General features: G+C 58.7%; 14 protein-coding genes, 1 tRNA gene and 1 pseudogene. 8 read left to right on the top strand and 8 right to left on the bottom strand.

Annotation, left to right across the window (positions count from 1 at the left end):
• Positions 1 to 9 precede the first annotated feature (9 nt).
• The 6 genes from AC1Q8Q_RS04275 to AC1Q8Q_RS04250 all read right to left on the bottom strand — a co-directional run bounded on the left by AC1Q8Q_RS04275 (position 10) and on the right by AC1Q8Q_RS04250 (position 7,791).
• Complete coding sequence (locus AC1Q8Q_RS04275) at positions 10 to 1,032, bottom strand: ABC transporter permease (protein ID WP_020795420.1); 1,023 nt, start codon at positions 1,030 to 1,032, stop codon at positions 10 to 12.
• A complete protein-coding gene (locus tag AC1Q8Q_RS04270) occupies positions 1,032 to 2,090 on the bottom strand; it encodes a microcin C ABC transporter permease YejB (RefSeq protein WP_020795419.1) in 1,059 nt (352 codons plus the stop codon). The genes AC1Q8Q_RS04275 and AC1Q8Q_RS04270 overlap by 1 nt, the downstream gene beginning before the upstream one ends.
• A complete protein-coding gene (locus AC1Q8Q_RS04265; protein WP_020795418.1) occupies positions 2,090 to 3,958 on the bottom strand; it encodes an extracellular solute-binding protein in 1,869 nt (622 codons plus the stop codon). Before AC1Q8Q_RS04265 ends, AC1Q8Q_RS04270 begins: the two co-directional genes overlap by 1 nt.
• A 135-nt stretch (positions 3,959 to 4,093) precedes the next feature.
• Positions 4,094 to 4,375, bottom strand: coding sequence for a peptidylprolyl isomerase (locus tag AC1Q8Q_RS04260; RefSeq protein WP_007984657.1), 282 nt, complete (start codon positions 4,373 to 4,375; stop codon positions 4,094 to 4,096).
• A 106-nt stretch (positions 4,376 to 4,481) separates the two neighbouring features.
• Positions 4,482 to 5,363: an esterase/lipase family protein gene (locus AC1Q8Q_RS04255; protein WP_033044464.1), complete on the bottom strand. Its 882-nt coding sequence runs from the start codon at positions 5,361 to 5,363 to the stop codon at positions 4,482 to 4,484.
• A gap of 1,357 nt (positions 5,364 to 6,720) precedes the next feature.
• Complete coding sequence (locus tag AC1Q8Q_RS04250) at positions 6,721 to 7,791, bottom strand: 3-deoxy-7-phosphoheptulonate synthase (RefSeq protein ID WP_020798847.1); 1,071 nt, start codon at positions 7,789 to 7,791, stop codon at positions 6,721 to 6,723.
• A gap of 626 nt (positions 7,792 to 8,417) precedes the next feature.
• Between AC1Q8Q_RS04250 and AC1Q8Q_RS04245 the strand changes: the two genes are divergently transcribed.
• From AC1Q8Q_RS04245 to AC1Q8Q_RS04220, 6 genes are all read left to right on the top strand, one after another.
• A complete protein-coding gene (locus AC1Q8Q_RS04245) occupies positions 8,418 to 8,894 on the top strand; it encodes a GNAT family N-acetyltransferase (RefSeq protein WP_020798848.1) in 477 nt (158 codons plus the stop codon).
• A 128-nt stretch (positions 8,895 to 9,022) separates the two neighbouring features.
• On the top strand, positions 9,023 to 9,664 hold the full coding sequence (gacA, locus tag AC1Q8Q_RS04240; protein WP_008015884.1) for a response regulator transcription factor GacA: 642 nt from the start codon (positions 9,023 to 9,025) through the stop codon (positions 9,662 to 9,664).
• Between the two features lie 2 nt (positions 9,665 to 9,666).
• Positions 9,667 to 11,490 carry an excinuclease ABC subunit UvrC gene (gene uvrC, locus AC1Q8Q_RS04235; protein ID WP_020798849.1) on the top strand — a complete coding sequence of 608 codons (1,824 nt, stop codon included), beginning with the start codon at positions 9,667 to 9,669 and terminating at the stop codon, positions 11,488 to 11,490.
• 32 nt (positions 11,491 to 11,522) lie between these two features.
• On the top strand, positions 11,523 to 12,083 hold the full coding sequence (pgsA, locus tag AC1Q8Q_RS04230; protein WP_020798850.1) for a CDP-diacylglycerol--glycerol-3-phosphate 3-phosphatidyltransferase: 561 nt from the start codon (positions 11,523 to 11,525) through the stop codon (positions 12,081 to 12,083).
• Positions 12,084 to 12,146: 63 nt separating this feature from the next.
• A tRNA-Gly gene (locus tag AC1Q8Q_RS04225) sits at positions 12,147 to 12,222 on the top strand.
• Between the two features lie 225 nt (positions 12,223 to 12,447).
• Complete coding sequence (locus AC1Q8Q_RS04220) at positions 12,448 to 14,277, top strand: tyrosine-type recombinase/integrase (RefSeq protein ID WP_103406606.1); 1,830 nt, start codon at positions 12,448 to 12,450, stop codon at positions 14,275 to 14,277.
• Between the two features lie 56 nt (positions 14,278 to 14,333).
• Here the strand turns inward: AC1Q8Q_RS04220 and AC1Q8Q_RS04215 are convergent.
• Both AC1Q8Q_RS04215 and AC1Q8Q_RS04210 read right to left on the bottom strand, forming a co-directional pair.
• Positions 14,334 to 14,642 (bottom strand): annotated as a pseudogene (locus tag AC1Q8Q_RS04215) (IS5 family transposase); the annotation flags it as partial.
• Positions 14,643 to 14,881: 239 nt separating this feature from the next.
• Complete coding sequence (locus AC1Q8Q_RS04210) at positions 14,882 to 15,862, bottom strand: IS5-like element ISPa26 family transposase (protein WP_103406890.1); 981 nt, start codon at positions 15,860 to 15,862, stop codon at positions 14,882 to 14,884.
• Between the two features lie 195 nt (positions 15,863 to 16,057).
• Here AC1Q8Q_RS04210 and AC1Q8Q_RS04205 point away from each other — a divergent pair, with 195 nt between their 5' ends.
• Positions 16,058 to 17,083, top strand: a complete 1,026-nt coding sequence (locus AC1Q8Q_RS04205; protein WP_058655491.1) for an IS110-like element IS1383 family transposase — start codon at positions 16,058 to 16,060, stop codon at positions 17,081 to 17,083.
• A 467-nt stretch (positions 17,084 to 17,550) separates the two neighbouring features.
• The gene (locus AC1Q8Q_RS04200) at positions 17,551 to 18,999 is read left to right on the top strand and encodes a mannose-1-phosphate guanylyltransferase/mannose-6-phosphate isomerase (protein WP_103406892.1); all 1,449 of its coding nucleotides are present in this window, start codon (positions 17,551 to 17,553) and stop codon (positions 18,997 to 18,999) included.
• The last annotated feature ends 38 nt before the right edge of the window (positions 19,000 to 19,037 follow it).

Raw genomic sequence — 19,037 nt, 5'->3', positions numbered from 1 at the left:
CAGTCCGCTTCACGAACGAGGGTCAAAGGCGTCGCGCAAGGCTTCGCCGATGAACACCAGTAGAGAAAGAATCAACGCCAGGGTGAAAAACGCCGTCAGCCCCAGCCACGGTGCCTGCAGGTTCTGTTTGCCCTGACCGATGAGCTCGCCCAGGGAGGCGCTGCCGGCCGGCATGCCGAAACCGAGGAAATCCAGCGCGGTGAGGGTCGAGATGGCCCCGGTCAGGATGAACGGCAGGTAGCTCAAGGTCGCGTTCATGGCGTTGGGCAGAATGTGTCGCACGATCACCTTGCGGTCACTCAAGCCCAGGGCTCGGGCGGCCTTGACGTATTCCAGGTTGCGCCCGCGCAGGAATTCGGCACGCACCACGTCCACCAGGGCCAGCCAGGAAAACAGCGCCATGATTCCCAGCAACCACCAGAAATTTGGCTCGACGAACCCCGAGAGGATGATCAGCAGGTACAGCACCGGCAGCCCTGACCAGACCTCCAGCAGCCGCTGGCCGAGCAAGTCGACCCAGCCACCGTAATAGCCTTGCAGGGCACCTGCGGCGATGCCGATCAGCGCGCTGACGAAGGTCAGCATCAAGGCGAACAGGATCGATACCCGCGCGCCGAAAATCACCCGCGCCAACACGTCCCGCGCCTGATCGTCAGTGCCCAGCCAATTGACTCCTGAAGGCGGGCTCGGGGCCGGTTTGTTCAGGTCGTAGTTGGGTGTGTCGTCGCTGAAGGGGATCGGCGGGAACAGCAACCAGCCACCGTCCTTCTTGATCAGGTCCTGCACATATTCGCTGCGGTAATCGGCCTGGAACGGCAGCTGTCCGCCGAATTGCTGCTCGGTATAGCGCTTGAACACCGGGAAATACAACGAACCCTGGTAGCTGACGACCAGCGGTTTGTCATTGGCGATCAGCTCGCCACCCAGGGTCAGCAGGAACAGCCCGACGAACAACCACAGCGACCACCAGCCGCGGCGGTTTTTCTTGAAGCGCTCGAAGCGGCGTCGGCCTAATGGTGAAAGCTGCAGCATCAGGCGTTCCTCGCAGCGAAGTCGATCCGTGGATCGACCAGGGTGTAGCACAGGTCACCGACGAGTTTTATCAGCAGGCCGAACAGCGTGAAGATGAACAGTGAACCGAACACTACCGGGTAGTCCCGTGACACGGCCGCCTCGTAGCTCATGCGCCCCAGGCCGTCGAGGGAGAAGATCACTTCGATCAACAGGGAGCCGGCAAAAAACACGCTGATGAAGGCCTGGGGAATTCCCGATACCACCAGCAGCATGGCGTTGCGGAACACGTGACCGTACAGCACTCGGCGTTCGCTCAAGCCTTTGGCGCGGGCGGTGACCACGTACTGGCGGGTGATTTCGTTGAGGAACGAGTTCTTCGTCAGGATGGTGAGGGTCGCGAAACCGCCGATCACCAATGCGGTCACCGGCAGTACCAGGTGCCAGAAGTAATCGACGACCTTGCCCAGGGTCGACAGCGATTCGAAATTGTCCGAGACCAACCCGCGTACCGGGAACCAGTTCAACGAGGTGCCACCGGCGAACACCACGATCAGGAACATGGCGAACAGGAAGGCCGGCATGGCATAGCCGATGATGATCGCGGTACTGCTCCAGACATCGAAATGACTGCCGTGGTGCACGGCCTTGCGAATCCCCAGGGGAATCGACACCAGGTAGGTGATCAACGTCGCCCAGAGCCCGAGGGAGATGGTGACCGGCATTTTTTCCAGGATCAGGTCAGTGACGGTGGCACCGCGAAAGAAGCTCTTGCCGAAATCCAGGCGCGCGTAACTGGTGAGCATCAGCCACAGGCGTTGCGGTGCCGGTTTGTCGAAACCGTATTGTTTTTCGATGTCCTTGATCAGCTGCGGGTCGAGACCGCGGCTGGCCCGGGAATGGCCCATGGTTTCGCTCGAACCACCACCGACACTGGCTCCGCCGATGCCCTGCAAATGCGCAATGGCCTGTTCCACAGGGCCACCTGGCGCGGCCTGGACGATGACGAAGTTGACCAGGAGAATGATCACCAGTGTCGGGATGATCAGCAGCAGGCGTCGCACGATATAAGCCCACATCAATGCGGTCCTCCGGGTCTGCCACGACGGATGCGCTCGGCGGTCATCTGCTGGTTGGTCAGCGGTGTGGTGCTCATTTCCCACCAGCTCTCGATGGCTTCGTCATTGCTCGCCTGCACGTTCGGTATACCGAAGCGATTCCACCACACGGTGGAGCTGCCCGGCGGGTAATAATTGGGAATCCAGTAATAGTTCCATTGCAGCACCCGGTCGAGCGCATGGGCATAGTGCAACATGTCGGCCTTGGTGCTGGCGCGTAGCAGGCCGTTGATCAGCGTATCCACCGCCGGGTTCTGCAAGGCCATGTAGTTGTTGGCGCCGGGATCAAGGGCCGACGCCGAGCCGAAGTAGTTGAGCAGTTCGCCGCCGGGAGAGGTGGTGACCGGATAGCCGGTGACAATCATGTCGTAGTCACGGCTCATCAGGCGGTTGACGTACTGGGACGAATCGATGCGGCGGATGTTCATGTCGATGCCGATCTGTTTCAGGGTGCGCTTGTAGGGCAGGAGCAAACGGTCCATGCCGTTCTGGCTGACCAGGAAGGTGAAACTCAGTGGCTCGCCGTCGGCGTTCACCAGTTGATCACCCTGGGGTTTCCACCCGGCCTGTTCGAGCAGGCCCAGGGCTTGCAATTGCTTGTCGCGAATCACGCCGCTGCCATCGGTTTTCGGTGGTTCGAACACTTGGCTGAAGACTTCATCGGGGATCTGTCCGCGCAAGGGTTCCAGAATCGCCAGCTCACCGGCATCAGGCAGCTGCCGGGCCGCCAGTTCGGTATTGGAAAAGTAGCTCTTCTGGCGGATGTACAGGTTGCGCATCATCTGCCGGTTGCTCCATTCGAAGTCCCAGAGCATCGCCAGTGCCTGGCGCACCCGGCGGTCCTGGAACATCGGCTTTTGCAGATTGAACACGAAACCCTGGGCCGATTGCGGCGCTTCGGTGGCCAGGTGGGCCTTTTGCAGGCGACCGTCGCTCAGGGCCGGGCTGTCGTAGCCGATGGAGTAGCCGGTGGCGGAAAACTCGCGGTTGTAGTCGTAGGCGCCGCCGCGCAATACCTGGCGCGCGACATCGGTATCGCCGAAGTACTCGATGCTGAAGCGATCGAAATTGTACAGCCCACGGCTGACCGGCAAATCCTTGCCCCACCAGTCGGGGTTGCGCTCGAAGGTGATGCTGCGCCCCGAATCGACCTTGCCGACCTTGTACGGTCCGCTGCCCAATGGCGGCTCGTAACCGCCGCCATTGGCAAAGTCACGGTTCTTCCACCAGTGCTCGGGAAACACCGGCAAGGTGGCGATGTCCAGCGGCAGGGTGCGGTTTTCGTTGTTCTTGAAATCGAAGCGCACGGTCAATGGCGACTCGACTTCCACGCCCTTGACGTCGGCGAACTGCGTGCGATAGCGCAGGCTGCCCTGGGTCATCAGCAGATCGAAGGTGTAGCGCACGTCCTGGGCGGTGATCGGCGTGCCATCGGCAAACTGCGCCTTGGGGTTGAGGTAGAAGCGCAGGGACAGGCCATCGTCGGAGCGCTCCATCTGCTGCGCCACCAGACCGTACACCGTGTAAGGCTCGTCCAGCGAGCGCTGCGCCAGGGGGGAGTAGAGCAGGCCATCGATCTGCGTCACGCCGATGCCCTTGTCTATATAAGGCAGGACGTGATCGAAATGCCCGATCTCGATCGCGGAACGGCGCATCGTCCCGCCCTTGGGGGCTTGCGGGTTGGTGTAGGCAAAATGACTGAAGCCGGCAGGGTACTTGGCGGGTTCGCCATATACGGTCAACGCATGTTGCGGTGCGGCATTCACACCGGCGGCGCCCAGGAGCAGGGCCACGGCAGTGAACAATAAAGTCGGGAAAGCCAGTCGCATTGTCAGCCTTAGAGCCGGGTGGTCGTTAACCACAATTTGTACGCTAGCGGCGCGTCCCTCGCCAGCCGTATTACGTATCTGAAACACGACGGCCCACCAGAAGGCGGGCCGTTGCACAGCCAATCCAGGGTGTTATCAGTCCTGGCGGCTGGTCACTTCCAGCAGGTGATAGCCGAACTGGGTCTTGACCGGGCCTTGCACCACGTTGATCGGCGCGCTGAAGACCACGGTGTCGAATTCCTTGACCATCTGGCCTGGACCGAACGAGCCCAGGTCGCCGCCCTGGCGGCTGGAAGGGCACGTGGAATTGGCTTTGGCGACTTCAGCGAAGTCTGCGCCCGCCTCGATTTGGGCCTTCAGTTCGTTGCACTTGGCTTCGCTGGCAACAAGGATGTGACGGGCAGTGGCTTTGGCCATGGGAAAACTCTCCATTCAATGTACGGTAAAATGCTGAGCCTACCGGATTCAGTGGGGTATTTCTCCTCAAAGTTCCGTTGCCAGCGCTCTGGATGGCAGGTTTGGTTTAAAGTCCGGCTTTTTCCAGGCGCTCGGCGTGCTGTACGTAAAGATCGATCGGGTCGATGCGCCTTTCATTATGACCACCGGCCTGGTGAAGGGTGCCCAGATGGTCCAGCGGATAGTCGGAGCGGATGATGGTGCCCAGGTGCGAGCTGTAGCGCCCGACCATGCCATCGTTCTGCAAGGGCTCGGTGGTGAAATAACGTGACAGCGCCCGCAGCAGGCCGTGGGACGGGTCCAGTGTTTCCAGTTCGGCATCCCGCCGCTTTCCCTGCACGACGCCACTCCAGGAATAGTAGCGGACACCATTGACCTGTTCGCGGCCCTTGCCGCCCCAAGACGGCGGCAAGCCTTGCGGGTACTTCCGGTTGAATGCGCCCACGCCCTGCGTGGTCAAGGCATCCAGCGCGGCGATGGCATTTTGCGGCAGCCGGCGCTTGCCGCTGAGCAACGACATGAGGTCGGCGAACAAGGTGACAACGATTTCGGCTACCGTTTCCGGCAAGTGGCCTGGCGTCAATGCCTTGCGCAGCAAATCGGCCAGTTCGGACCCATGGTTCGGTCCACTGACGGACGTTACCGAGGCCACCTGGCCTGGCGCTGTCGCGGCGGCATAGCGGGCGGCCAACGCGCCTTGGCTGTGACCGATCAGATTGACCTTGTGGGCGCCGGTGCCCTCCAGTACCCGATGGATCTGCGCCAGAAGCTGTTCGCCGCGAACTTCGTTGCTGTGGGTGGCGGACACAAACGGGACGAACACACTTGCCCCGGCGTTCCGCAGGGCCTGCTTGACATCGTGGAAGAGGTCCACGCTGGCAATTCGCTCAAAGCCGAAAAGCCCGTGCACCAACAGGATTGGATAATGAGTCTTTGCATTCCGTTGCATGTTCATTCCTTTTTCCAGGGTTCGAGAAAGTGATTTCCGACCTCACTTTAAAGACTCCAATGCCGGCGCGATGCATGAAATAGCCGCGGTGGCCTGGGGAAAACGGCATAGGCACGGTACGAATGCGCGGAGGTGGAGGTGGCTTCCTGGACTGCCCTGTGGCGCATTGATACCTCGACTGTAGGAGCGAGCATGCTCGCGAAAAACCCGAGAGCACCGCGGGGTGTCAGGCTCCCCGCGTCATCGTTGACCTCCATCGTCGGAACGCCGCCCGGAGCGTGCTCGCTCCTAAAGGAGTTAACGGGGTGCCTGCGAGCAACAGCAAAGCGAGGCGGCCTTAAAGCCGACCTGATTTTTACGGGTGTACCTGGATCCCCTGCTCGCGAAGGCGGCAGCACATTGATCGTTTGATCGTTCCCACGCTCTGCGTGGGAATGCCGCCAGGGACGCTCTGCGTTCCACCGACGACGCGTTAATTGAGCCGTGCGCAACGATGATGCGCGGCGTCACAGGAAGCCCTGTGGGAAATTGGTTGTCGGAGTGCATATCCATTGCTGCGGTAACGGCCTCCTATGGTTTCGCTTTTACAGCGACTCCCTTTTTCAAACGCCGGAGTGCCGGCCCAGCAAAAAGGAAGCAAAAGGCTGTGCCCCACCACTCGGTGCCTCGCTTGGGCTCGGCATACCCTCTCTCCGGCATGGCCATCGTGGTTAATGGGGCGCTCGCGATCAACAGCAAAGCGAGGCGGCCTTAAAGCCGACCCGACTGTTACGGGTGAACCTGAATCCCCTGTCGCTGATCGTTCCCTCGCTCTGCGTGGGAATGCCGCCAGGGACGCTCCGCGTTCCGCTGACAACGCGTTAATTGAGCCGTGCGCGACGGTGATGCGGGGCGTCACAAGACGCCCTGTGTGAAATTGGTTGTCGGGGTACATATCCATTGCTGCGGTAACGGCCACTTATGGTTTCGCTTTTACAGCGACTCCCTTTTTCAAACGCCAAAAAGGAAGCAAAAGGCTTTGTCCCACCACTCGGTGCCTCGCTTAGGCTCGGCATGCCCTCTCTCCGGCATTGCTCCGTGGGTCGCCGCGATGGGCCGTCCCTGGCCCAGCGCGGCTAAACCGGCGTCCTGCCGGTTTCCCCACTGCGCAATGCCTGCGTTCGGCCATCGTGGTTAACGGGGCGCCCGCGATCAAAAGCAAAGCGAGGCGGCCTTATAGCCGACCTGACTTTTTCGGGCGCACCTGGATCCCCTGTAGGAGCCAGCCTGCTGGCGATGGACGTCAACGATAACGCGCACTGTCTGGATGAGCGCGTCGCCCGGAAGTCCATCGCGAGCATGCTCGCTCCTACAGGCGTTATCCCTGTGCCCGCAGCCGCTGCGCCGCCTGGCGCAACAGCTGTTCTGTCGCGCTCCAGCCCAGGCAGCCGTCGGTGACCGAAACACCGTACTTCAGCGACGGCCCCAGCGGTTGGCAGCCCTCGAACAAATGACTTTCGATCATCATGCCGATCAGCGAGCGATCACCCTGCAGGCGTTGTTCCAGTACATCGTTGAACACGGCAGGTTGGCGCAGTGGGTCTTTACTGCTGTTGGCGTGGCTGCAGTCGACCATGACCCGGGCCGGGATCTTCAGGCGGGTCAAGTCGGCGTGCACGCGGGCGATGCTGGCGCGATCGTAGTTCGGGCCGTGATGACCGCCGCGCAGCACCAGGTGGGTGTCTGCATTGCCCGGAGTCTGGATGATCGCGGGATGACCCTGGCTGTCGACACCGAAATGGCGATGTGGATGGGCGGCCGAGCGCATGGCGTCACAGGCCACGCCGACACCGCCGTCGGTGCCGTTCTTGAAGCCTACCGGCATGCCCAGGCCGCTGGCCATCTCCCGATGGATCTGCGATTCGGTGGTGCGAGCGCCAATGGCCACCCAGCTCAGCAGGTCATCGAAGTAGCCGGCGGCCATCGGTTGCAACAGTTCAGTGGCCACCGGCAAGCCGAGCATGAGCATTTCACGCATCAGTTCGCGGGACAGGGTCAGACCGCCGGCCATGTCATCGCTGCCATCGAGGTGCGGGTCGTAGGCCAGGCCTTTCCAGCCGACCGTGGTGCGAGGTTTTTCGACGTAGGCGCGCATCACCAGGAGCATTTGGTCGCTGACGTCGGCGGCCAGGCGGGCCAGGTTCTCGGCATATTCGAGCGCTGATTTCGGGTCGTGGATCGAGCAGGGGCCCACGATGACCAACAGGCGCGAGTCTTTCCCGTCGAGGATCGCGCGAACCGCCTGGCGGTGAGCGGCGACTTGGAGGGCGAGGGTGTTGCTCAGTGGCAATTGCTGTTTGAGTTGCAACGAGCTTGGCAGGCGCAGGGTCAGCGCTTCGTTGGCAGGGTTGAGGGTCGACAGTGGCAGAGCAGAGACGGACGAGTTCATGTTCAGGCTTCCTGGGCGGCGGCGGGTTGTTCCCGCGCGCTCGGCCCTACTGGGGTGTTCGACAATTGGCCGGATTGGCTGCGTGTGTGTGCTTGCCACCTGTGGGTGACCGATCGGAGGCGGCAGGCTGTCCCGAGCGGAGGGTGGTAAATCGCCAGGCGCTAAAACTGTCGTGACGGTAATAAGTGGCGTAGTTCATTTCGTGAATCCTCTTGATGGCGGTTTGTCGCTAAATAAGTGGCGGGCCCAAAAAACAAAACCCCCGGTCGGGAGGCCGACCGGGGGTTGAAAATTCTCTGGTGGCGACCCGTTTGAAGTGGGCGCCGTGTGGGTATCAGGCGCGCCAGTGGCTAAACCAATACCCAAAATAAAAGCTTGCCGGAGCGCACGCGTCGTTCACCCGGGCAGACGCAACCGAGCGCGGGGCGCTGGCGGTACGAAGCGGTGGGTGGGCATTGAACATGGTCGATCTCCGATGAGTGCACCGAGCTTACTAGAGGGCGGTGCGAGGTTTCAATCAGAAAATGCTATCGATCATCAAAGGCGATTTCTATCGCTTGAGTGCCCGTGCGCTTGTGGCACACACTCCCTGTTTTTGAAAACAACCCACCCTCCCAGGATCGAGCATGACGCCATTACCTGATGTTCGCCGCGGCTTGCCGGATCTCGACTGGCGCCGGGCAATGGACTGCGACCTCGATTTCGCCCGGGACCTGACGTGCGTCAACATGCTGCGCTATTACATCCAGCACGATCTGGTGTGGCTGGACGAAGCGTTCGATGTCGCCTGGGCCGGGCGTGACAATCGGGTAATGGTGCACGGCGAACGTCAATTGGGGTTCGTCAGTCTCAGTCGGGATGCCAGGGCGCTTTACATCCGCGAACTGCATGTTGGCCAGGCGTTTCGAGGGCAGGGGGTCGGTTCCTGGGTAATCGATCAAGTAGTGGCACTGGCGTGCCGGGAGGGGCGCCAGTGCTTGCGCCTGACCGTTTTTGAAAATAATCCGGCGCGGGCCTTATACGAACGCAAGGGCTTTAAGGTGGTGGGCAAAGACGAGTGTTTCCTGCGCATGGAGCGTGAAGTCTGCTTTGCGACATGCTGAAACACGCTGCCGACAAGCCCTGCAAGACGAATGGAAACTTTTTATATAGCGCTTGGCGCTAGGTCTGCCAGTTGCTTTTTGCTAAGGTGGCGGGCATTCCAAATAAGATCATATCGCGAGGTGTCTGCTTGATTAGGGTGCTAGTAGTCGATGACCATGATCTCGTTCGCACAGGCATTACGCGAATGCTGGCTGACATCGATGGCCTGCAAGTAGTCGGCCAGGCAGAGTCCGGGGAAGAGTCCCTGCTCAAGGCGCGTGAGTTGAAACCCGATGTGGTCTTGATGGACGTCAAGATGCCGGGCATCGGCGGTCTTGAAGCCACTCGCAAATTGTTGCGCAGCCATCCCGACATCAAGGTCGTTGCGGTGACCGTGTGCGAGGAAGACCCGTTTCCCACGCGGCTGTTGCAAGCCGGGGCGGCGGGCTACCTGACCAAGGGCGCCGGGCTGCCGGAAATGGTCCAGGCCATCCGCCTGGTGTTTGCCGGGCAGCGCTACATCAGCCCGCAAATTGCCCAGCAACTGGCGATCAAGTCTTTCCAGCCGACCAACGACTCGCCCTTTGATGCCCTGTCGGAGCGGGAAATCCAGATCGCCTTGATGATCGTCGGCTGCCAGAAAGTCCAGATCATTTCCGACAAGTTGTGCCTGTCCCCGAAAACCGTGAACACCTACCGATACCGCATTTTCGAAAAGCTTTCGATCAGCAGCGATGTCGAGTTGACGCTGTTGGCGGTGCGACACGGCATGGTTGATGCCAGCCTCTGAAAATGACTGAAACCTTCGATCCAAGCGCGTTCCTGTCAACGGTCAGCGGGCGCCCCGGTGTCTATCGCATGTTCGACAGCGATGCGCGCCTGCTCTATGTCGGCAAGGCCAAGAACCTCAAGAATCGCTTGTCGAGCTACTTTCGCAAAACCGGCCTGGCGCCCAAGACCGCTGCGCTGGTTGCGCGTATCGCCCAGGTCGAAACGACTATTACGGCCAATGAAACCGAGGCCTTGCTGCTCGAGCAGACGCTGATCAAGGAGTGGCGTCCGCCGTACAACATCCTGCTGCGCGACGACAAATCCTACCCTTATGTCTTTCTCTCCGATGGCCAGTTTCCGCGCTTGAGCATCCACCGCGGGGCGAAGAAGGCCAAGGGCAAATATTTTGGCCCCTATCCGAGCGCCGGTGCGATTCGCGAAAGCCTGAGCCTGTTGCAAAAGACCTTTTTCGTTCGCCAGTGCGAAGACAGCTATTACAAGAACCGCACGCGGCCTTGCCTGCAATACCAGATCAAGCGCTGCAAGGCGCCTTGTGTCGGCCTGGTCGACCCACAGGTATATGCCGAAGACGTGCGACATTCGGTGATGTTCCTCGAAGGTCGCAGCAATGCGTTGAGCGACGAGTTGTCCGCGGCCATGGAAGAGGCGGCGATCAACCTCGAGTTCGAACGTGCCGCCGAACTGCGCGACCAGATTTCGCTGCTGCGCCGGGTCCAGGATCAACAAAGCATGGAAGGCGGTACGGGCGACGTCGATGTCATCGCCGCGTTCGTCAACCCGGGCGGCGCCTGTGTTCACCTGATCAGCGTGCGCGGCGGGCGAGTACTGGGCAGCAAGAACTTCTTCCCGCAGGTGGGCATTGAAGAAGACGTGTCTGAAGTCATGGCGGCGTTTCTTGGCCAGTACTACGTCAGCAGCCCTGAACGCGACTTGCCGAGCGAGCTGATCGTCAATGTGGTCCACGAAGATTTTCCGACACTGATTGCAGCCATTGACGAGCTGCGCGGTCGCGAACTGACCATCAGCCACCGAGTGCGCGGTACGCGTGCGCGCTGGCAGCAATTGGCGGTGACCAATGCCGAGCAGGCCCTGGGCGCGCGCCTGGCCAACCGACAACACGTTGCCGCGCGGTTCGAGGCCCTGGCCGAAGTGCTCAAGCTGGACGAGCCACCCCAGCGCCTCGAGTGCTATGACATCAGTCACTCCAGCGGGGAGGCGACCGTGGCCTCGTGCGTGGTGTTCGGCCCCGAAGGCCCGATCAAGTCCGATTACCGGCGCTACAACATCGAAGGTGTCACGGCGGGCGATGACTATGCCGCCATGCACCAGGCGCTGACCCGGCGCTTCAGCAAGCTCAAGGACGGGGAGGGCAAGTTGCCGGACATCCTGCTGGTCGATGGCGGCAAGGGCCAGCTATCGATGGCCCGTGACGTGCTCGACGAGCTGGCGGTCCCCGACCTGATCCTGCTCGGCGTCGCCAAGGGTGCGACGCGCAAGGCCGGTTTCGAAACCCTGTACCTCAACGACGCCGCCCACGAATTCACCTTGCGCGGTGATTCCCCCGCGCTGCACCTGATCCAGCAGATTCGCGACGAAGCCCACCGTTTTGCGATTACCGGGCACCGTGCGCGACGCGGCAAAACCCGGCGCACCTCGACGCTTGAAGGCGTTGCAGGGGTCGGGCCGACACGCCGGCGCGATTTGCTCAAACATTTTGGTGGATTGCAGGAGCTGTCTCGTGCCAGCATCGAAGAAATCGCCAAAGCCCCCGGGATCAGTAAAAAGCTCGCAGAGTTGATTTATGCAAATCTGCACAGCGAGTAGAATGCCCCCTCACCTCGTAGCCAGTTGTGCCGATGAATATCCCTAATCTGATTACCGTTCTACGCGTCCTGCTCATACCGATCTTCATTTTGCTGTTCTACCTGCCTTACCAATGGAGTTACCTGGCGTCAGCCTCGGTCTTCGCCTTCGCCGCCGCCACTGACTGGCTGGACGGATACCTGGCCCGGCGCCTGGAACAAAGCACGCCGTTCGGGGCTTTCCTCGACCCGGTGGCCGACAAGCTCATGGTCGCCGTCGCCCTGGTGTTGCTGGTCCAGGAACACGGCAACCTGTGGCTCACGCTTCCGGCCGCTGTGATCATCGGTCGCGAGATCGTGGTCTCGGCCTTGCGCGAATGGATGGCCGAGCTCGGCGCCCGTGCGCACGTGGCCGTATCGAACCTGGGCAAATGGAAAACCGCCGCGCAAATGCTGGCGCTGGTAATCCTGCTGGGCAATCCGTCGGATTTCAGCTTCTGGGTCTTGATGGGTTACGCCTTGCTGATGGTCTCCGCCGGCCTGACATTGTGGTCCATGGTTCAGTACTTGCGGGCTGCCTGGCCGCATCTGAAGACTGACGTGGAAAAGAAATAAAACTTTTTTGAATCAAGGGGTTGACGGGGCTTCTGGATTCTATAGAATGCGCCACACCAAGACGCGGGAATAGCTCAGTTGGTAGAGCACGACCTTGCCAAGGTCGGGGTCGCGAGTTCGAGTCTCGTTTCCCGCTCCAAATTACGATCTACAGAGTTCCATGGGGTTCTGTAAGTCTTTGAAATCAGGACCTTCGGGTCCTTTTTTCGTTCCAGCGAGTCCACTGGAAACCACTGACAGCCGCGATTTTTAAGTCCACTTTTAAGTCCATCAATACGGGTGTCGCGGTTTCCGGATTGTTGCTGGAGGAGCGAGGTGTACGCGACAAGTATCTGGTCCTGACCAATAGTTCAGGAGCTAGAGCATGGCACTCTCAGATCTGGCTGTCCGGCAAGCGAAAGCGACCGGAAAGGCCTATACCCTCGGCGACCTTGATGGGCTATCCCTGGCAGTCGCACCCGAAGGCGGTAAATCGTGGCACTATCGCTACTACTGGGCCGGTAAGCAGAAACGCATGTCGCTGGGCACTTACCCTGAGGTCAGTCTCCGGGAAGCGCGTACCCTGCGCGACGAAGCCCGAGCTCTTTTGGCCAAGGGCATCAACCCCCGAGCACACCGTAAGCAGACGCGGCAGTCCGTCCGCCTTGCGGACGAGAACACGTTCAAGGCCGTGTTTGAGAAGTGGGTCGAGCACCGTAGCCTCGTACTCAAGGAAGGACGGCAGAGCACGCTCTCACAGATCCAGCGCATCTTTGCCAAAGACGTTCTTCCTACTCTTGGGAAGCAGTCAATCTATGAGGTCCAGCGCCCCGATCTGTTGGAAGTCGTGGCAAGGATAGAACGCAGAAAGGCACTCACTACCGCCGAAAAGGTCCGTACCTGGTTCCGGCAGATGTTCCGTTACGCACTGATCATCGTCCCTGGTTTACCGCTGAACCCAGCGTTTGATCTGGACGTTGTCGCGCTGCCTCAGCCACCTGTTCGTCACAATCCATTCCTGCGCATGCCTGAGCTCCCGGCCATGCTCCAAATACTACGTAAATATCCCGGTAAGCTGCAGACCCAGCTTGGCCTTCGGTTGCTATTTTTGACGGGGGTGCGTACGGGGGAGCTGCGGCTGGCGACGGCGGATCAGTTCCATCTCGATAAGGCCCTCTGGATCATCCCCCCTGAAGTGGTGAAACAGCTGCAGCTTGAACTGCGCAAAGAGGGCAAGCGTCCCGGTGATATCCCGCCCTACATTGTGCCTCTTTCTGTGCAGGCCATGGAGGTCGTTCGCCACCTGCTTGATCAAGTGAAGCCGGCCCAGCGGTACCTATTTTCCCACTACAGTGACTTGAAAAAGCGCATCAGCGAAAACACGCTTAATGCCGCGTTAAAACGGATCGGGTACAAGGATCAACTGACAGGTCATGGCATCAGGGGAACCATTTCCACCGGTCTCAACGAAATTGGCTACCCGAAGGTTTGGATCGATGCGCAACTCTCGCACTCTGATCCTGACAAAGTGAGTTCGGCGTACAACCATGCTGAGTACGTGGAGCAGCGCCGCAGGATGATGCAGGATTGGGCTGATCGGTTGGATCTTTTTGAGCAGTACCACATCGAAGCGGCAAGCATGCACCTCACGGTTCATCTAGAAGGTGTTCCGCAGTTGACAGGTGAAATCGATGAAGTGATTCCAGCCATGACGCCTGCGCCCATCCTGCTGGTGACGAAGCCAGGGAGCACGATGCCAGCCCTGCCAGCGGCTGTTCAGCGCATATCGGCTGTTTCGGGACCAATGCCTGAGTTTTCGGATATTCAGCGTGAGCGGATGGAAATGCTGGAGATGTTCAATGCCCCGCATAACCTGCCGGCTGCGGTGTTCGCTGAGATGGCCGGTAAATCACGCCGGTGGATCAGTTACGAGATTCAGGCCAGAAAAGTGCTTGCGCTGAGACTGGGTAACCAGGGGCAGCGCGTTCCAGATTGGCACCTGGATCCCCTGAAACATAGGCTGGTGCAGGCTGTTCTGAAGCATTTGCAGGACGCTGATTCCTGGGAGATCTACCGAGCATTACTGAATCCTCACCGAATGCTGGAAGACCGCACGCCGATCGAGGCCGTTACGTCAGCGAATTTCCATGAGGCTGTCATGGCTGCGTGTTTTACCTTGAAGAGTAGCGAGAACTCCTCTCCTCAACGAGCATAGATGTTGCCGCTGACCGAAAACTGACCCAGTGGGTCAGTTTTCAATCAGCGCCGACACCCTGCACTGTGCTGGTGGGCTTTGGCATAGCTGCCATCGATGAAAACCCACTCCATATCAGGATCAGCCACAAGCGCTTGAAACACCTTGAGCCACTTGCCTGAGGCAGACCACGCATTGAAGCGCTTGTAGACCTTGCTCCAGCCGCCGAATGCTTCGGGCAAGTCTCTCCAGGGACAGCCTGTGCGCATGCGATACAGCATGCCTTCGACGGTTATCCGTAGATCACGCTTGTTGTAGATGGTCTTGTGCAGCAGAATTTCCCGCAGCTTCGACCAGTGCTCATCGCTGAGCATCAATCGGGGCATTGCAAGCTCGTATTGGTGTTGTGTGAGAACTACAACGATACGAGTTTGCTCTTATAGATCAATGGGTTAGTACGAAACGGGAACAGACCCTAGGGATGGTCTGAAGTAGCCCCCTGTTTTCCGGATACTTCGCCATCGACACTTTCAAAAAACGGTAGCCGCTCAAATCCCGGTCAAACCTGCCGTCTATTTCAGCCTTTTTTGCCGCTGCAAGCACCTCGCAGCAGTCACTTCACTCTTCACGGACGCACCTCTCCTGCATTGGAGAGCAAATGTCGACGCGCCATCCAAATGTTCGACAGGGCGAACAGCGTCACCATCTGAGCAGTGTTTTTCACCAAGCCTCGGAAGCGCACTTTCGTATAACCAAACTGGCGCTTGATCACCCGAAATGGATGCTCAACCTTGGAGCGAACCTGGGCCTTGGCTCTTTCGATCTTACGTATCGCTTTGTATAACGCGCTGCGGTTACCGTGCTTTTTGTAAGTGCTGCGCCGGGCTGCAATCTGCCAGATGACTTGGCGCCCCGCATGCTCTTCACGCTTCTCTACACCGGTATAGCCCGCATCAGCGCAGACCACGTTCTCACCACCGTGCAGCAGTTTGTCGACTTGGGTTACGTCCGCGACGTTGGCCGCAGTGACCACCACGCTGTGTACCAGCCCGGACTCATCGTCGACACCAATGTGAGCTTTGGCACCGAAGTAATACTGGTTGCCCTTCTTGGTCTGATGCATTTCCGGGTCGCGTTTGCCGTCCTTGTTCTTGGTCGAACTGGGCGCATGAATCAGCGTGGCATCGACGATGGTGCCTTGTCGCAGTGACAAGCCACGGTCGCCCAAATAGCCATTGATCACGCCGAGAATACCGGTGGCCAACTCATGCTTTTCCAGCAGGCGACGGAAGTTGAGGATGGTGGTTTCATCCGGGATTCGCTCTAGGCTCAGACCGGAAAACTGGCGCAGGATCGTCGTCTCGTACAGCGCCTCTTCCATCGCCGGATCGCTGTAACCGAACCAGTTCTGCATTAGATGAATCCGCAGCATCGCCATCAGCGGATAGGCTGGACGGCCCCCTTCGCCCTTTGGGTAATGAGGTTTGATCAGAGCAATCAAACCCTCCCAGGGTACGACCCGATCCATCTCTATCAGGAACAGCTCCTTGCGGGTCTGCTTGCGCTTACCGGCGTACTCGGCATCGGCGAAGGTCATTTGCTTCATCATCGAAAAGCTCGGCGATTGGTGTCCGGGGATTTTGCCAAATCAGGAAGTCTTTTTCAGATGGTATGGACGCCTCCCCCCGGCAGCGGGCCGACCGCAGCACCTCTACATCAATAGAGGATCTTCGCTGCCCCGGCATCTAGGTGCCAAAGTGGAGAGTGGATAACAAACACCACTTGAGCAGGAGGATCCACCATGAAACATAGCGTAATTGGCATGGACATCGCCAAGAAGGTTTTCCAGCTGCACACCGTTGATCAGTGCACTGGGAGGATCGAGCGTATCAAGCTGCGCCGTGATGAAGTGCTGGCGTTCTTTGCAAATTATCCGACCAGCCTGGTGGCAATCGAGGCCTGTGGCAGTGCCCACTGGTGGGCACGTCAGCTTCAACAGCAGGGGCATGAGGTACGGCTACTCGCCCCTCGTTCGGTACGCCCCTTTGTGCTGCGAAACAAAACCGATGCGGCTGACGCTCAAGCCATCTGGACAGCGGTGCAGCAGCCCGGCGCTTGCCTGGTGGCAATCAAGCAGGCGGATCAGCAGGCGATCCTCTCGCTACACCGTATCCGCTCCCAGTTGCTGAAATTTCGCATCATGCAGAGCAATAGCTTACGTGGGCTGCTTTACGAATTCGGAATCGTGCTGCCAGAAGGTTATACCCAGCTGAGTAAGGCCGTTCCGGAGGCCTTTGCCAATGCTGAGCATCAAGTGCCTTCCATGTTGTTGGACAGCCTACGCGATCAGTGGACTCGGATTATCCAGCTGGATGAGGAAATTCGAAAAATCGAACTGCGTTTGAAACAGTGCCTACGTGAGAACTCCGACTGCCAGAAAATTGCAGAGATTCCCGGAATTGGTTTGTTGACCGCTACAGCCGCTGTTGCCTCACTGGGAGATGCGAAAACCTTCCATTCTGGTCGCCAGTTCGCAGCTTGGCTGGGGCTGGTTCCTCGACAAACGGGCACCGGTGGCAGAGTTCGGCAACTGGGGCTGAGCAAGCGCGGAGACACCTATCTGCGAACGCTGTTGATGCATGGCGCTCGCTCGATCCTCAATAGAGGACACCGGTCAGAGTGGGTCGAACGCTTGTTGACCAGGCGGCCTTATAACGTGGCAGTCGCCGCAGTGGCTAACAAGCTCGCCAGAACCCTTTGGGCCGTGTTGGCCAAGGGCTCTACGTATCGGGCCGAACTCTTTACGGCATGCCCTACGGGGCATTGAAAACAGTAACCAACAGACTTCACAAGGAGCACAGGCGGTAAGCACGTGATGGCGAAATAGGTCAGACCGTGACGGGGTAAACCTGGTAGGGAATATGAGCCACGGGCACAGCCTTCAGCTCGATTTTCAGATGAGGGCCTCGTCAGCGGATTCCATCAGGGCCAGCAGGTTTTTCGGCCTGCACAACAGGCCGTATATAAGACTGCTCCTACCTACGCGCCAGCATGGCTACCTATTGAGCTCCGGGAGGCGTCCATATAAGGATTTCCCTAGACATAAATGGTCATTTAAATAAGAATGTTGACGCTAGTTTGTAAGAAAACACACCATGTTTCTCCCCCCGGACGCCTCGGCGATTTGACTTCTTTAGCTGAAAGACTCTACGTCACTTTGCTTTCGAATTTGCTGCATCGAGGGGGCGAAGGCCGCAGTCGAAATGAAGTGGCAGTACGTAAAGGAGTTACAATGTGACACTTGTTCCAGTCATTATTTGCGGCGGTGCGGGCAGCCGTCTGTGGCCTGTCTCGCGTTCAGCACATCCCAAGCCGTTTATCGAACTGCCGGGTGGCGGTAATTTGATTCGCAAAACCTACGGCCGTGCACTGGCACTGGACGGAGTCAGCGAAGTTCTAACGATCACTAACCGTGACCTCTATTTCAAAACGCTCGATGAATACAGTGCACAAGCACCTCAATTCACGAACCTGAGTTTTGTTCTTGAACCCTTTGGGCGTAATACCGCAGCGGCTGTTGCACTGGCTGCTCAAGAAGTTGCACGTACCCATGGGCCAGATGCCATCATGCTGGTGTTGCCAGCTGATCACCTGATCGATAACCAAGCGGCATTCACCGATGCGGTTTCTACGGCATCCAAGTTGGCCAAAGAGGGTTGGCTGGTCACTTTCGGGGTTAAGCCTGAGTATCCGGAAACCGGTTACGGCTATATCCAGAAAGACAATGACAACCCCCTCGGTAATGGCTTCAAGGTCAAACGCTTCGTCGAGAAGCCAGACTTGGAAACTGCCCAAGGCTATTTGGCGAGCGGTGAATACTTCTGGAACTCCGGCATGTTCTGTTTCCGCGCCGGCACGTTAATTGAAGAGATGACACTGTGCGCGCCGGATGTCTCCAGTGCTGTGGATCTTTGCCTGGCCGGTTCCGGCACGATGACCGGCAATAGCCATCGTAGCTTGCACCTGGAGTCTGAAAGCTTTGCCAAGGTGCCTGATATTTCCATCGACTTCGCACTGATGGAGCGCTCAAGCAAAGTAGCCACAGTGCCGTGTGACATTGGCTGGAGTGATATCGGCTCGTGGAATGCCATGAGCGAGCTGTCGCCAGTGGATGAGCAAGGTAACCGTGTCGAGGGCGAAGCGATTTTTCATGACGCCTGTAACAACTACGTGCGTAGCCCGCGTCGTTTGGCTGCGTTGGTGGGGGTGGAGGATCTGATCATTGTCGATACCCCGGATGCCCTGCTGGTCGCCCATAAAGACCATGCACAAGACATCAAGGAGATCACGGCTCAGTTGAAAAAGAGTGGTCACTCTGCGCACCTTGATCACACCACCGTCCGTCGTCCGTGGGGCGCTTACACGACATTGGAAAAGGACCAGCGTTTCAAGATCAAGCGTATTGTGGTCAAGCCGCAGGCATCGCTTTCGCTGCAGATGCACCATCACCGAAGCGAGCACTGGATCGTGGTCAGCGGTATGGCGCGCGTCGTTAACAACGATCGTGAGTTTTTGCTGAATACCAATGAGTCGACCTTTATTCCCGCCGGCCATACACATCGGCTGGAGAACCCGGGGATTATCGACTTGGTATTGATTGAAGTGCAGAGTGGCGATTATCTGGGCGAAGACGACATCGTTCGCTTTGAAGATATCTACGGTCGCGCCGAAAACGGCAAGTAACGCGAGTGTGGCCTGCCCGACCTGGATGTCGGGCAGGT

It is taken from the genome of Pseudomonas sp. GW823-FHT06B06 (genome assembly GCF_058795195.1).
This window is presented reverse-complemented; position numbering and strand designations above follow the sequence as displayed.